Here is a 13536-nt window from a genome sequence, read left to right as displayed (position 1 = left end):
CCGATGTGCTGTGGTGCGTCAGGCAGCAGCGCCGGCGGACTGACCCGCGTAGAAGTGGAGCGCCTCGCGGGCCTGCGCTCGGGCGAACGGGCCGCCGTAGAAGCCGAAGCACGAGTCGACTGCCTCCCAGGTCTGCATGGACTCGTCGGGGTCGTCCTCGCGGGTCCAGTCGACGCGCTTCTCGACGACGAAACCCCACACGTCGCCCTCGGCCCACGCCTCGTACTCCTGCATCTCGGCCTCGACGTACCCCTCGGTGAGTAGGCCGCCGTCAATGGCGATGGCTTCCTCGCCGGTCACGTACCAGAGAGACCGCGGGCCCCTCTGCGGGCTGGACTCCAGGACGATGCCACCGTGCATGATCGAGACGTAGCGAGTGAAGGTGTCCACGCCGGTCCAGCGGTTCCACTTCAAGCGCTCCCACGCCGCCGCGAGCGGGCCACCGTCCTTGTCGACGGGGTGGTACTGCCCGAGGTGAGTGTCGATCGTGATCACGTGGACGAGCGTCTCCTCGTTGCGGGGGTTCTCGGGGTGCTCGTCGCGGACCAGGCGAACGCGGAAGCGGCCGTCGTCGGTGGTGGACAGGACATCGGTCATGGGTGGTGCCTCTCTCGTCTGGGGGCCGCCCCTGCTCTCCCTGTGTGCAGGGGCGGCCGGTCGCGCATTGGGGATCAGGCGCCGTACTTCTCGGCGTCGGCCTCGTCGGCTATGCGGTCGAGCACGGTGTCGGAGTGGCGCAGGAGGATGCTGTAGGCAACGTCGGGCGACTCGTAGGCGTCGGCCAGGTTCCGAAGGACGCGGCCGTAGTCGCCGAGGAACCCGAGGTACTCGTCGATGGGGAGAGACTGTGCTTCGCGCATGTCGGCCTCGATCTGGACCTTCTCGGTCTCGAAGGTCTCGCCGACCACCGGCTTGATGCGGTAGGGCTGGGCGTTCATGTTGGTTCCCTTCGGGGTTCAGGCGGTCTGGAAGGCAGCGAGGGCCTCGGTGTCCCAGGCGGGGATAGGGCGGCCGATCTCGGCGTACCGGTCGGCGCGCTTGGCGGCCTTCGCCGAGCCCGAGTACGGGCAGCCCTTGTGACGGCGGGGCGGGGCGGGGTTGGTGCCCTTGCGGTCCCGCATGTGTGAGTAGTAGGCGGTGAACTCGGCGCCGCACAGCTCGTCGACCAGGGCCCAGCGGTGTTCGCTGCCGGGGTAGCCGTGGTGGGCTCCCGCGCATCGGGTGCGGGTGCATCCCTCGGGCTCGGGAACCGCGGTGGTCCGCGACGAGTAGCCGAGTTCAGTCATCCGGAGCCATGCGGCCTGAAGGCTCTCCAGGTTGCGCAGGGTGGGACGCATGAAGGGTGCGAGGAACGGGACGGTGGTCATGTGCACTGCCTCTCAGGTGGGTTGTGCGGTGGCGATCAGGTGTTGTCGGGCGCGGGAAGGTAGCCGAGGGTGCCGGCGGAGTCGACGACCCAGACCTCGCCGGGGTCGAGCACGAGGTCGCGGGTGCTGATCTCGGAGCCGCAGGAATCGCAGCGGAAGAGGCCGTAGACCGTCGCCCCGAAGGGGGCCTTGCTGCATTCGGCGCAGATGATTGCGATCACGGGTAGCCTTTCTGAGTGGCCCCTCCCCGCTCCCTGTGGGGAGGGGCCGCGTGCACTACTTCGTCGCTTCGCCCTCGGCGAGGATTGCGAGCAAGTCGTCGCAGGCCGCGTACTCGGCGTCGCTAACGTGGCGCCACTCCGCGTCGGGAAGCATCTCGACCGGCAGGGACAGGGCCAGGCTTCCGGCGGTGTCGGCGAGGTTGCAGAGCGTGTACCACTCCTGCGTCATGGGGTCGTAGTCGTTGCGCCACTCTTCGACCTCTCGCACGACCTTGAGTACATCGGCGACGAGACCCTTGATCCTGTCGGTCGCGATCGACTCGGCGTTCTGGATGGACGGCATCATGTGCCCGTCTCCTTGGTGTAGCTGGAAGGGCTGCCCCTGCTCTCCCTGTGTGCAGGGGCAGCCCGCGGGGATGCAGGTCAGGCGGCTATGGCCCGGCGACCGCTGACGCGGGTCTGTCCGAGATCAGCGCGTCGGCCTGCGGCCTCTCCGGCGGCCTTGCCGGAGCCGCCTCGCCGGGCACGCCCGCCGTTCCGCTGGTTTGGGTACGCCTGGCTGAAACGGGCCAGGGTCACGGCCTTGCGGTCTGCGAGGACCAGCTCGGCACTGCGGCCGGTCGCGCTGGGCGCGGCCTCCTGGCGGGCGCGGGCCTCGATCTCCTTCAGCCGGTCGTAGACCGTGAGCATGAAGCCCGCGAGGAACGACTTCCGGTAGGTGATCGTCTTCTCGCCCGGACGGGGGCGGCCGTGCCGCATCGCGTTGAACGCCTGGAGCTGAAGCGAGGTGAACAGCAGCTCGACGCGTTCGAGGTCGGACTCGTAGCCGAAGAGGTGCACCTCGCCGTTCCGCAGGTTGATCCCCTTGCAGCCGAGCGCATCCATGACGTAACCGAGGAGGAACTGCCGGTCGTTGGCGTACGTGCCCGTGATCTTGATGATCCGGTCTCCGGGGCGATCCTGGGCCGGGTCCGCGTCGGCAAGCATCGCCTTCTCGATCCCGTACTTCGCCATCATCTCGGCGGCCTTCGCGAAGTAGGCGTCCGCCTCTTCTGGGGTGGTCGCCGGGTCCTCGGCCTTCGCCAGGATGGCGCGGATCTTGGCGAGCTTGCCGTCTTCGGGCATGGGGGTAGCCATGTCGGAGCCTTTCGGGGATTTGATGCGGGCTGGCATCGTCAGAGGGGAGGAACCGCCTCCCGCTGACCTCCCTTCGGGAGGTTTCGCCTTTGCACCTGGTGGGGTCAGACCGTGATCAGGTCCCAGCCGCCGAGGATGTGGGTGATGGCGAGGGCGTCGATCTGGGCCTTCGCTTCCGCCTCGCGCTGCTCGTAGGTCGGCAGGTCGTACGTCACGGTCAGCTCAGCAAGGGGTTCGAGGGCGAAGGGCTCGAAGAGTCCTGCCACCAGCACGTCGCCGAAGCGAAGGACGAGAGAGTGTGCGCCGCAGTCGGGGGCGCGGAAGGCAATTTCGTCGTCGGGCTTGATCACGGTTGGGGTCGCTTTCCGGAGGGGCCTCCCTGCTCTCCCTGTGTGCAGAGAGGCCCGGGGCGGGAGGGTCAGGCGGAAGGGGTGCGGAGGGCGTCACGCACGGCGGTGAGCTTGGTCTTCAGCTCGGCGAGCTTGTCCGCGTTCTTCGTGGCGCGGTTGCGCTCCCAGGCCCAGATGTCGCGGTACAACTCGTCGGCCGGGTTGTCGGCGAGCAGCTTTTCGGCCCGGCCCTTCTCGACCAGCTCGTAGGCTTCGCGGCGGATGACCGCGCCGAGAAGCGGTTCCCAGTGGGTTGTGATCAGGTCGTCGTCGGTCACGTACTGCCAGAAGACGGCGTGATGCAATGCGGCGGCGAGGTCGGCCCGCTGGTGGCACTCCTCGGCCATGTGCGCGAGGTTCTTGTCCTCGGCCTTGCGGGCCAAGAGGCGGAACTCTTCGCGGTCGTAGGCGAGGGCGAGGCCGTAGATGGTGCTGTGCGAGAGCAGGGTGCCGGCGACAGCCTTGACCGCGGATTCGGTCTGGGGGTCCATGTGTCCTCGTACTTTGGTGGTCGGTGCTGACGCTGGTTGGCTCGTCAGAGGGCAGGGTCCGCCTGCCGCTGACGCCCCGAAGGGACGTTTCGCCTTTGGTCAGAGCTGGTGGCGCCGGATCATGGAGTGGGCGGTCGTGTAGTCCTTGGTCCGGCCACCGTTGACGCGGAAGCCGAAGCGTCCGTAGAACCGGCGGAGGCGGTGCACGCTGCTGGCCCCGAACTCGCTCGAAGGGGTGCCCGTCATGGTCACGCCCTGGCGGTCGGCCTCGGCGGTGAGGATCTGCATCACCTGCGTTCCGAGGCCCTGGTTTCGCCGATTCGGCGGCACGATGAGCTTGCTGAGGGCGAGGTGTCCCGCGGAATCGAACTCGATCCAGATGTCGACCTCGGGGGCGCTGGCAGCTATCTGCTGACGCAGAGGGGCGAGCCAATCGGGGTCAAGGGTGGTACGACCGTGCTTGAGCATCGGGTGCCTCTCAGGCTGCCTGGGCCACCCCCGCCCTCTCCCTGTATGGGAAGGGGTGGCGGGGTGATCAGATGAGGGCCAGCTGTCCCGCGATCGGGGCGTTGAGGTGCTCATTGCCGACTCGGGTGAAGTAGTCCTCGCGGGCCTGGCGGTAGATGTCCTCAACCCGCTGCCAGTCGATGCCGCAGTCCGGCTCGTGGCCGTACAGCTCGCCCAGCTCGTCATGGCAGGAGTCGGCGATCTCAGCCGACTCAGCCTCGGTGTCGTACTCGTACTCGCGCTGGGCGCGCTCCAGGGCCTCGTTCACGTTCACCTGCCAGCGCTCCCACTCGCGCTCGGAGTAGTCCGAGTCGTCGAGTACGGCGTAGACCTCCAGGGCGGAGAGGATCGAACACGCTTCGCGCCAGGCCGCGGTGAACTTCGGGCGGTACTTGATCGGGGCGAGCGCGGGAAGGCCGGAGTGCTCGGTGTCCCAGTCCCAGTCACTCTTGCATCCGGCACACAGGAAGCGGCGGCGGCCGTGCTCCTTCCGACTGACGGCCCAGTCCGCGATGCTGTCGCACTTCCGACAGTGCATCACGTCGTCGGCGTAGACCTGGACGAAGACCTGGGAGCACTGACCCCAGCCCCAGTGGCGTATGCCGGCGTCGATGACGTGCTCGTCCGAGACCTCGGTGTCGTTGCGCCCCTCATCGGCGGCGGCCCGGAGGAGTTCAAGCGCGGTGTCGTAGTTGGACTCGGCCATCAGATCGTCGGCGTAGTCGGCCTTGCCGATCACTGGGGCGTGCGTCCGGTAGTACCGGTCATCACCTCCGAAGTTCGTCGGCCGCTCCAAGAGCTTGTCGGCGTACTCCTTCAAGGTGTCGTCGTCGCACTGGTAGCTGATCATGTGTCCTCGCATTCAGGGGATGGGCTGACGGGCTGGCTCGTCAGGGGGGAGGCACCGACCCTCCCGCCGACACCCCCCACCGCACCCAGACCGGGGGCACGGTGGGACTGCTGGGCGTTTCGCCTTCGCAGGGTCAATGTTTACACTCGGGCACTGAAGGAGGCTTCGACGAACGCGACCTCCAACTCCTCTTCGGTCTTGGGCTTGACGCCGTTCAGGCGGTCGATCTCGACGGCCTGCTGAGCTATGACGCGGTTGGCTCGATCGAGAGCGATGGCCAGGTCCTCGCAGCGGCGCCCGAGGTTGTAGGCCATATCCAGCAGGGGGAAGCGCTGGACTTCGGTCTTGGCCAGGCTGACCTGGCGCTTCGGTCGTTCAATCAACGCGATGGCCTCAGCTGTCAGGAACACGGGACCGGCACAGTAGGTGCACTTCTCCCCTGCATCTCGTGCGGTGACCTCCCGCTCGTAGAAGCTGAAGTCGACGCACTGGTAGCACCGGAAGTCGCCATCTGCCTTCTTGAGCCCTACGACCTTGCCGTACTGCCGATCGCGGTCGGAGAAGACGAACTCGCTCATGCGACCTTGCCTCTTCGGTACCCGGCTTGTGTTCAAAGTTTACACTAGCCGGAGAGTTTCGCCGAACCTCTTGGCTCGACGTCGGTTCGAACTTTACACCATCCATCGTGTGGAGCTTCGCATTCGGGCTGGTCAGCGGTAGGCACTCCCATGTCCCACCGCCAGGACGCTTAACCTTGCGATCTCCCGGACCTGAGTCCGTTCGATGTGGCTACATCTTAACACTATCGCCGGATGGTTTCGCAACTCCCCTTGCGAGCTGCGGGTTTACCGGATCTACGTGTCGCACCGCCCGTCCCGTTGCCGGTTCGTTCGGTCGATGTGGCTACACCTTAACACGCTGCTTCGGGTGCACCGCAACCCCGACCACCGAGAAGCGCCGGAGTCCTTAGCCTCTTACGCGTGTGCGTGTGCATCCGCTCTGCCCTGGCGTGTCGCACAGATGCCGGTCTAAGCCTTTACGTGGGTTTCTGTCTCTTGCCTGCCCGTCTAGCGCTCATGCGCGTGTATGAGCAAAGACAGTGCGGATATCCACAGTTGGGGATATCCAGATGATGTGCGAATGAGTGCACAGCATGTCCGGATTGGCGACACATGGCCCGAGGGGTGGGGGTATGACCCAGCCGGCGCGGCTTTCCCGGCCGCCACGTCTTAGCAGCTCGGATTCTGCCACGGTTCCAGGGCCGACGGGGCCCTCCGCGCTCGCCCGCCCTCGCACCCATATGTGCAGGTCAGCACACATGTGACCGTCCTACAGACCTCCGCCGGCACTGCGCAGGAATGGAGGCCGCGGCAAGGTCAGTCCTTGTCTTCGCCGAGAATCTTCCGCGCGTCCGTCAAGGACATGACGGACCGGACGCGGTGCTCGATGTTGCGGACGGACAGGCCGTCGAACTCCTTCGCGTCCCGCATTGCGTCAGCAAGCTCTTGGCGCTTCACGTCGCGGGCGAGGTCGGCGACTTGGGACTCTTCGAGGGCGCACTCAAGGGCGAGCGTTGATCCTTGGACGGGGGTCGGGTCGTTGATCTCCGCGTGACGCCCGTCATCGCTGTGCACCTCGACGACGGCGGGAAGCCCTCGGTACTTCTCCGGGCACGTCTCGCGCCAGCGCTGGAGGACGAGGCGACCGAGTTCGTGCGCCGTGCCGCTCCAGGTGGTCATCTCGCCCTTGTCAGCAGGCTTCTCCCATCCCTCGTCGGCGTTGGCTGCCGCCGGCACACGAAGCTCGTACTCGAAGGTGCTCATGCGCTCACGATAACCGCGCTCGCCTGGGCGAAGTACGTCTTCGCGTCTTCATAAAGGGGCGGCCTACGGCCGCCACAGTGGCTTGCCGTCTTCATGCTGTCCGCCCTCCGGGCGGCATCGCCTCTTCGCCGCTGCACTTCTCCGCCGTTGCCCTTCGGGCGCCGCTGCGGTGTGACGCACGTCACGATCTTCCGTCTTTCCGGAATCAAGATCAACTAGCGACTTATAAGTGTAAGTACGTAAGTCGCAAGGCTCGCGAGGCTTGAGCCCCTGTCGGGGCTCGCCAGCATGAAGACGCTTTGCACGTAGGTGAATTGCAGGCTTGGCCCCGGAGGGGCCACCTGGTGGAGGCGAAGTACGTACATACGCACTTCACTCAGGGGGTCTGCTTGAAGATCCTCGAACTCTGCGCAGGCTACGGCGGCCTGGGTATGGCTGTAGCTCCCCTGGTCGACGGTCACGTGGCGTATGTCGCCGAGACCGCGCCCGGTCCGAGTGCAGTCCTCGCCGAGCGGTATCCGGACGCCCCGAATCTCGGAGATATCCGAGAGATCGACTGGTCCCGCCTCGTCGGCGAAGTAGACGTAATCACCGCGGGATTCCCCTGCCAAGACATCAGCATTGCGGGGAACCGAGTTGGAATTCGAGGTGCTCGCTCTGGAGTTTGGGTCAACGTCCTTGAAGCAGTTCGCATCATACGACCGCGAATCCTCTTCCTGGAAAACGTCTCGAATATCCGGACGCGGGGGCTCGAAGTCGTCCTCAGTGACCTGGCCGCGATCGGGTACAGCGCGCGATGGGTCTGCGTACGAGCTACCGCAGCTCGCAGCCCTCACCTGCGTGACCGGTGGTTCTGTATCGCGACCCCTGAAGACTCCGACCGCGAACCTCGGCAGTAACGGCGGCGCCCGCCATCCCGACGAACGCAGAGCCGGAGGTCACGGTCCCACCCTCGACGACGAGGTGTGCCACCTCCTCCCATACTCGGAAGCGATCCGGGAAGGCCGCGAACCCGAGCCCGCGGTCGACCGCCCGCACTCGCCCGCGCACTGGTGGGGTGAGTACCTTCCCGCCATCAGGCAGTGGGAGGACGTGACCGGCCGTGCCGCTCCTCCTCCTGCGGAGGTCGGCCGCAAGGGCGGTCCCAGGGTCACGGCCGAGTGGATCGAATGGCTGATGGGCCTCCCTCTCGGCCACGTGACCGGCGTCCCCGGCCTGACGCGCGGACAGCAGCTTCAGATCCTCGGGAACGGTGTCGTCCCCCAGCAGGCGACTACGGCCTTCACGGCCCTTCTCGACCTGGGGGTGTAGATGCCGAACTGGCACGGCTCCGACCGGCGGGAGAGGCTGCCGGCGGACTGGCCGCGAACCCGAATCCGCATCCTGCGGCGCGACGGACACCGCTGCACTGCCCGCGATCAGTACGGGAAGCGCTGCGAAGAACCCGCTACAGACGTGGACCACATCGTGCCTGGTGACGACCATCGAGACGCCAACCTGAGATCGCTCTGCGGGTGGCATCACCAGGCCAAGTCGTCGCGCGAAGGCGCGCTCGCGCTGGCCGCGAAGCGCAAGCGCATGGAACGGCGGTTCCGCAGGGCTGAGGAACATCCCGGCCTGCTGTGAGCCGCAAGGGTCGATAGCTCAACTGGTAGAGCGCCGGTCTCCAAAGCCGGCGGCTGGGGGTTCGAGTCCCTCTCGGCCTGCATGGATATCTGGTCATGGCTGTGGGTCGCCTGGCTGGCGGCCTTCGGCGTCATCGAAGGAGTAGCCCTTGCCCGTACCGACCGCGGAGACACCTTCTCCGAGCACGTCTGGAAGTGGTTCAGCATCGGACGCCACGACGAACCCCGGCCTGTCGTCACGGGCTCGGTGCGGCTGCGCCGCTTCGTGCTCCTCGCCTTCTGCACCTGGCTGTGGACGCACTTCCTGACCGGCGGCGCGTTCTGATGTCAGTTCAATGAGCGCGCCTCCGCGAGCCTGGCTACGAGGTCTCGACCCTTCTCGGTGATGGTGTAGAACTCCTGGGTCTTCCCCGTGAAGTCGATCGTTGCACAGGCCCCGTTCGCGATCATGATGCCCAAGTTGGGCTTCAGTCCACGTGCGAAAAGGCCATCCTTCACCAGGCGCATCATCGCGATATCGGAGGCGGCGGGCATCGGCACCGAGTTGATCTCTGGATTCTCGGCGAACAGCGCCAGGACACGGCGCTCGATCTCCCCGTACCGTCCGTTGATAACGCCGAGGTTCGCCTTGTACTGGAGCATCGCCTTGCGGTCGATCTCCCCGCTGTCGAAGCGAGTGTGACAGGTCGGGCAAAGCGCAATGAGATTCTCAAACTTGTGCTCGCGCACGAGGCGCCACGGCTTGATGTGTGCGATTTCCGTCGTGCTGGTCTTGCACGTTGGGATCGCGCATCGGTGCCCCGCCTCAACGAGCACGGCCCGCTTCACCTCTGCGGGGACAGCCTTCCGAACTTGTGCCATGCCGTGAACCTAACGCGCACCACTGACAACAAGGGTCCAGTCCGGGCCACTTACGCTCATGGGGGTGAGGCTCATGCCCGGCCCCGTGCCCAACCGCGAAGCCGACCTCGCCCGCCCCCGTGAGCGCAAGGGCAGCGATGTTCAGTCCGTGACGCGCGGCGTTGCCCGCCCCACGAAGGTCCCGAACGGCGACCGCACCTGGCACCCGATCGCGAAGCGCCTGTGGGACTCCCTGAAGGAGTCCGGCCAGGCCGACTTCTACCAGGCGAGCGACTGGGCCCTCGCCTATTCGCTGTGCGAAGACCTCTCCTTCTACAAGAAGTCGGGGAAGCGGTCGGGCCAGATGCTTCAGACCATCTACAGCGCCTTCGAGCGGCTCCTCGTCGCCGAGGGCGATCGGCGACGTGTGCGCATCGAGCTGCACGAGCCTGAGCTGGAACAGCAGTCCGCGGCCGTGCTCGCCATCGCTGACTACAAGAAGGACTTGGGGCTTGAGTCCTAGCCCTTCCACGTAAGAGTTCGCCACGACAAGGCCGTGTATCTGACGCGCGCCCATCCGTAGTCGTCGGGATGGAGCTTGCGGGCCTCGGCGCTTTGCGCCGGCGGATGTGCGAGGTAGTCGTCGACCTTCTGCACATGCCACCTCAAGCGACCCCGCCGCAACTTCTCCTCGTATCGCCCGAGGTCCACGTTGCAGGGGCGACACAGCAGACCGCGAACGCAGCGCGGACACCCCGAGCAGCACTTGTGGTCGTGATCAATTTGCCACCAGATCGGGCCTTCAGCCGCAGCGTCTCCGGGGCCTTCGTCGCAAAGCGGGCAGTAGTCGTTCTGGATTCGCAGGATGGCGTTGACTCGCGGCAGCGTGAGGCCGTATCGCCGCGCCTGGTTCACGGCTGGACCGCATTCCAGACACAGAGTCCCGCTGTACCGCTCCCCCTCGTAGATGTCGTCGTTGCATATGCGGCAATAGCCAGGATCACCGGGGTCCTCAAACCGCGCGCTCGTCACCGCGCCGACGTTAGCGCTCCCTACTGACAGCGCCACACCGTCGGCTGCATAGCCCTGGGGGGAGGTGAGTCCCATCCCACCCCTTACGGACGAGGAGATCGACGCACTCGAACCAACCTTCCTCGGCCCCACGTGGCTGAAGGAGCCTGACGGTTCCTGGCAGCTCCCCGAGCGCACGCTCGGCTGGCAGATCGCCGGTTGGTGCGCCGAGTTCCTCAAGGCCGAGGACGGCGGGCCCTGGCGCTTCACGCGCGAGCAGCTCCGCTGGACCTTGTGGTGGTACGCGGTCGATGAACACGGCCGCTTCATCTACCGCAAGGGCGTCCTTCAGCGCCTCAAGGGCTGGGGCTTAGGGCAAGGACCCGCTTCTCGCGGTGATCTCGCTCGTCGAGTTTGTCGGCCCGAGCCGCTTCTCCCACTTCGGCCCTGACAAGCAGCCGGTCGGCGTCCCGCACCTCCAGGCGTGGGTGCAGATCGCGGCCGTCTCGCGCGACCAGACGCGCAACACGATGACGCTGATGCCGTCCCTGATGTCGGACAAGCTCATCGAGACCTACGGCATCAAGGCCGGGGCCGAGCTGATCCGTGCGCATGGTGGCCGGCAGAGGCTCGAAGCAGTCACCAGCTCGTTCCGCGCCCTCGAAGGCGGCCGAGTCACCTTCACCGTGCTGAACGAGACGCACCACTGGGTGACCGGTAACAACGGCGACCGCATGTACGAGACGATCGACGGCAACGCCACCAAGAAGGACAGTCGTTACCTCGCGATCACGAACGCCTATCTTCCCGGCGAAGACAGCGTCGCCGAGAAGATGCGTGAGGCTTTCGAGAAGATCCTCGAAGGACGCGCGGCGGACATCGGCGTCATGTACGACTCGATCGAGGCGCATCCGGCTACGCCGCTGACGCCCGAGGCGATCCGCATCGTGCTGCCGAAGATCCGCGGTGACGCGGTCTGGCTGCGGGTCGAGACGATCCTTCAGTCGATCCTCGACACGACGATCGCGCCCAGCCGCTCGCGGCGTATGTGGCTGAACCAGATCGTTGCGTCCGAGGACGCCCTCTTCGGTCCGGCCGAATGGGATGTCCTGCGCGACGACGACAAGCAGCTCCGTCCCGGCGACGAGATCACGCTCGGGTTCGACGGCGGCCTCCGCGACGACAGCACTGCCCTGGTGGCTCTGCGCGTCAGTGACATGTGCGCCTTCGTGCTCGGCCTGTGGGAGAAGCCGGACGGGCCGCAGGGCCAGGACTGGGAAGTCCCCCGCGCCCAGGTCGACTCGGCCGTGCACGAAGCCTTCAGCGCGTTCGAGGTGCAGGGCTTCTACGCCGACGTGGCGCTCTGGGAGTCCTACATCTCCGAGTGGTCCGAGCTGTACGGCGAGGGCCTGGCAGTGAAGGCGCCGGGCAAGGACGCGATCGGCTGGGACATGCGTACCAGCCTGAAGGCGTCGACCCTCGCGAACGAGCGCCTGATGCGCTCGATCTTCGACCGGAAGCTCGCCCACGACGGCGACCGCAAGCTCCGCCGGCACGTGCTCAATGCGCGGCGCCGGACGAACAACTACGGCGTCTCGTTCGGCAAGGAGAGCCGGGAGTCGCCCAAGAAGGTCGATGCCTACGCCGCGTTGATGTTGGCGCACGAGGCGCTGTTCGACCTGCGTGCCCGAGGCCGAAAGGTCCGCAAGCGGACTGGCCGGGGCTTCTTCCTGTAGCGATGTAAACATTGAACAAGGGTGGTGAAACCATGGCTGACCACACGCCTGCCGCCCTTGCGGTGCAGCTCCTCGCCACCCTCGGCCGCGACAAAGCCCGGCTGACCCGCATCGACGACTACCTTCACGGGCGTCACGACGATCCGTACATGCCGGCGCAGGCCGACGACGAGTACCGCCTCCTGGCGAAGCGGGCCGTCTCGAACTGGACCCCGCTGCTGGTCAACACCCCGGGCCAGGCGCTCTACGTGGACGGCTACCGCGCGGGTGACGAGGCAGGCCGCGGTGCGGCAACTGATCTTGCGTCCCCGCAGTGGCGGCACTGGCAGCGCTCCCGCCTCGACGCCCGGCAGTCGGCCGTCTACAAGGGCGCGCTGACCTACGGGCACAGCTTCACCCTGACCGAGCGGGTGAAGGGCGCGGTTCTCACGAAGGGCCTGTCCGCGCTCAGGACCAGCGCCCTCTATGAGGACCCGGCCAACGACGACACGCCCCATGCGGCCCTGACCGTGGTCACCTGGCCTGTCGGCGAAAAGGCCGGCAGGGCCCGGATGTGGGACGGCCGCTTCGAGTACGCGGTGACCTTCAAGAGCTTGGATGACAGCGACAGCGTCACGGTCGGCAAGGGCAAGCGCCACGGAGCGGCCGAGTGCCCCGTGACGCGGTTCGCGGCGTCGGTTGACCTGGAAGGCCGCACGGTCGGCCTGGTGGAGCCGATGATCCCGCTCCAGAACCGGATCAACCAGACCGTGTTCGACTTGCTGCTCGCGCAGTCCTTCGGCAGCACGAAAGTCCGGACCGTCACGGGCATGGCGCCCCCGGTCCAGCGCGACCCGGAGACGGGCGAGGTTGTCTATGACGAGCAGGGCAACCCGATTCCCCTGCCGATCAACCACAACGCCAAACGCTTCTTGTTCGCTGAAGACCCGGATGTCCGGTTCGGCAGCCTGGACGAGACCCCGTTGCAGGGGTTCATCGACTCAATCGACATGAGCGTCCGGCACCTTAGCGCGATTGCACAGGTGCCGCCCCACGCGATGCTGGGCCAGATCGCGAACCTCAGCGCCGAGGCCCTCCAGGCCGCCGAGATCAGTCTCAGCCGCATGATCCAGGAGTTCCGTACAGCCTTTGGCGAGGCGTGGGAGCGAGTCTTCCGGTTGGCCGCCGAGCTGGAAGGCGCCCTCGGTGCCGAGGACTTCACCGGCGAAGTGATCTGGCGCGACATGGAACAGCGCTCCCTCGCCCAGTCTGCTGACGCACTGGGCAAGCTGCGCGAGCAGCTCGGCATTCCGGCCAAGGGCCTGTGGAAGCGGGTTCCGAACGTGACGCAGACCGAGCTGGACGAATGGGACGACCTCGCGGACGAAGAGGACTCCGTGGGCCAGCTCGCCTCCGCCCTCACTCGGGCGACCGCTGAACCGGTCACCGCGGAACCGTTCCCGGCGGCAGCGTGACGCGTACGAAGAGGCAGGCCGAGACCGATGAGGTCTCGGCGGCCTTCCACGTAGCCCTGACCCAGATCGGAGCGCAGACCACCGC

At 66.4% G+C, this 13536-nt stretch carries 22 protein-coding genes and 1 tRNA gene; 9 read left to right on the top strand and 14 right to left on the bottom strand.

Annotated features, from left to right (window positions below):
- Window positions 1-18: 18 nt before the first annotated feature.
- The 12 genes from AC068A_RS04610 to AC068A_RS04555 all read right to left on the bottom strand — a co-directional run bounded on the left by AC068A_RS04610 (window position 19) and on the right by AC068A_RS04555 (window position 6785).
- Window positions 19-597, bottom strand: a complete 579-nt coding sequence (locus AC068A_RS04610; RefSeq protein WP_478580633.1) for a hypothetical protein — start codon at window positions 595-597, stop codon at window positions 19-21.
- A 74-nt stretch (window positions 598-671) separates the two neighbouring features.
- Window positions 672-938 (bottom strand): hypothetical protein, encoded by a 267-nt coding sequence (locus AC068A_RS04605; RefSeq protein WP_478580631.1) that lies wholly within the window; start codon window positions 936-938, stop codon window positions 672-674.
- 18 nt (window positions 939-956) lie between these two features.
- The gene (locus tag AC068A_RS04600; RefSeq protein WP_478580628.1) at window positions 957-1367 is read right to left on the bottom strand and encodes a hypothetical protein; all 411 of its coding nucleotides are present in this window, start codon (window positions 1365-1367) and stop codon (window positions 957-959) included.
- A gap of 35 nt (window positions 1368-1402) precedes the next feature.
- Window positions 1403-1588, bottom strand: coding sequence for a hypothetical protein (locus tag AC068A_RS04595; protein ID WP_478580626.1), 186 nt, complete (start codon window positions 1586-1588; stop codon window positions 1403-1405).
- Between the two features lie 55 nt (window positions 1589-1643).
- Window positions 1644-1934, bottom strand: a complete 291-nt coding sequence (locus AC068A_RS04590) for a Rossmann-fold NAD(P)-binding domain-containing protein (protein ID WP_478580623.1) — start codon at window positions 1932-1934, stop codon at window positions 1644-1646.
- 77 nt (window positions 1935-2011) lie between these two features.
- Window positions 2012-2725, bottom strand: coding sequence for a DUF2786 domain-containing protein (locus AC068A_RS04585; RefSeq protein WP_478580621.1), 714 nt, complete (start codon window positions 2723-2725; stop codon window positions 2012-2014).
- 104 nt (window positions 2726-2829) lie between these two features.
- Window positions 2830-3075: a hypothetical protein gene (locus tag AC068A_RS04580; RefSeq protein ID WP_478580618.1), complete on the bottom strand. Its 246-nt coding sequence runs from the start codon at window positions 3073-3075 to the stop codon at window positions 2830-2832.
- A gap of 68 nt (window positions 3076-3143) precedes the next feature.
- A complete protein-coding gene (locus tag AC068A_RS04575) occupies window positions 3144-3605 on the bottom strand; it encodes a hypothetical protein (RefSeq protein ID WP_478580615.1) in 462 nt (153 codons plus the stop codon).
- 99 nt (window positions 3606-3704) lie between these two features.
- Entirely contained in the window at window positions 3705-4073 is a 369-nt protein-coding gene (locus AC068A_RS04570; RefSeq protein ID WP_478580613.1) for a GNAT family N-acetyltransferase, read from the bottom strand.
- Window positions 4074-4140: 67 nt separating this feature from the next.
- A complete protein-coding gene (locus AC068A_RS04565) occupies window positions 4141-4962 on the bottom strand; it encodes a hypothetical protein (RefSeq protein ID WP_478580610.1) in 822 nt (273 codons plus the stop codon).
- A gap of 140 nt (window positions 4963-5102) precedes the next feature.
- Window positions 5103-5540: a hypothetical protein gene (locus AC068A_RS04560; RefSeq protein ID WP_478580607.1), complete on the bottom strand. Its 438-nt coding sequence runs from the start codon at window positions 5538-5540 to the stop codon at window positions 5103-5105.
- A gap of 798 nt (window positions 5541-6338) precedes the next feature.
- Window positions 6339-6785, bottom strand: a complete 447-nt coding sequence (locus AC068A_RS04555) for a hypothetical protein (RefSeq protein ID WP_478580604.1) — start codon at window positions 6783-6785, stop codon at window positions 6339-6341.
- A gap of 431 nt (window positions 6786-7216) precedes the next feature.
- Between AC068A_RS04555 and AC068A_RS04550 the strand changes: the two genes are divergently transcribed.
- The 5 genes from AC068A_RS04550 (at window position 7217) to AC068A_RS04530 (ending at window position 8735) form a co-directional block, all read left to right on the top strand.
- On the top strand, window positions 7217-7684 hold the full coding sequence (locus tag AC068A_RS04550) for a DNA cytosine methyltransferase (protein ID WP_478580869.1): 468 nt from the start codon (window positions 7217-7219) through the stop codon (window positions 7682-7684).
- A 64-nt stretch (window positions 7685-7748) separates the two neighbouring features.
- Complete coding sequence (locus tag AC068A_RS04545; protein WP_478580602.1) at window positions 7749-8096, top strand: DNA (cytosine-5-)-methyltransferase; 348 nt, start codon at window positions 7749-7751, stop codon at window positions 8094-8096.
- Between the two features lie 144 nt (window positions 8097-8240).
- Window positions 8241-8411: a hypothetical protein gene (locus tag AC068A_RS04540; protein ID WP_478580599.1), complete on the top strand. Its 171-nt coding sequence runs from the start codon at window positions 8241-8243 to the stop codon at window positions 8409-8411.
- A gap of 7 nt (window positions 8412-8418) precedes the next feature.
- Window positions 8419-8491 (top strand) — tRNA-Trp (locus AC068A_RS04535).
- Between the two features lies 1 nt (window position 8492).
- Window positions 8493-8735: a hypothetical protein gene (locus AC068A_RS04530; RefSeq protein WP_478580596.1), complete on the top strand. Its 243-nt coding sequence runs from the start codon at window positions 8493-8495 to the stop codon at window positions 8733-8735.
- A gap of 2 nt (window positions 8736-8737) precedes the next feature.
- Here the strand turns inward: AC068A_RS04530 and AC068A_RS04525 are convergent, their stop codons facing one another.
- Window positions 8738-9271 carry an HNH endonuclease gene (locus tag AC068A_RS04525; RefSeq protein WP_478580593.1) on the bottom strand — a complete coding sequence of 178 codons (534 nt, stop codon included), beginning with the start codon at window positions 9269-9271 and terminating at the stop codon, window positions 8738-8740.
- 73 nt (window positions 9272-9344) lie between these two features.
- On the opposite strand from AC068A_RS04525, the gene AC068A_RS04520 reads away from it, so the two are divergent.
- Entirely contained in the window at window positions 9345-9773 is a 429-nt protein-coding gene (locus AC068A_RS04520; RefSeq protein WP_478580866.1) for a phage terminase small subunit, read from the top strand.
- On the opposite strand, the gene AC068A_RS04515 is transcribed toward AC068A_RS04520, so the two are convergent.
- Entirely contained in the window at window positions 9770-10357 is a 588-nt protein-coding gene (locus AC068A_RS04515) for an endonuclease domain-containing protein (RefSeq protein ID WP_478580590.1), read from the bottom strand. The two genes, AC068A_RS04520 and AC068A_RS04515, sit on opposite strands and share 4 nt — an antisense overlap.
- Between AC068A_RS04515 and AC068A_RS04510 the strand changes: the two genes are divergently transcribed.
- Genes AC068A_RS04510 through AC068A_RS04500 form a run of 3 tightly spaced genes read left to right on the top strand, consistent with a single transcriptional unit; the run spans window position 10347 to window position 13451 of the window.
- Window positions 10347-10712 carry a hypothetical protein gene (locus AC068A_RS04510; protein ID WP_478580883.1) on the top strand — a complete coding sequence of 122 codons (366 nt, stop codon included), beginning with the start codon at window positions 10347-10349 and terminating at the stop codon, window positions 10710-10712. The genes AC068A_RS04515 and AC068A_RS04510 overlap by 11 nt on opposite strands.
- Window positions 10657-11997, top strand: a complete 1341-nt coding sequence (locus AC068A_RS04505; protein ID WP_478580587.1) for a terminase — start codon at window positions 10657-10659, stop codon at window positions 11995-11997. The genes AC068A_RS04510 and AC068A_RS04505 overlap by 56 nt, the downstream gene beginning before the upstream one ends.
- A 32-nt stretch (window positions 11998-12029) precedes the next feature.
- Window positions 12030-13451 (top strand): phage portal protein, encoded by a 1422-nt coding sequence (locus AC068A_RS04500; RefSeq protein ID WP_478580584.1) that lies wholly within the window; start codon window positions 12030-12032, stop codon window positions 13449-13451.
- Window positions 13452-13536: the final 85 nt, after the last annotated feature.

The organism is Streptomyces sp. NPDC043854 (assembly GCF_056436005.1).
Note: the sequence above shows the minus strand (reverse complement) of the source record. Positions and strands in the feature narration are given on the sequence as shown.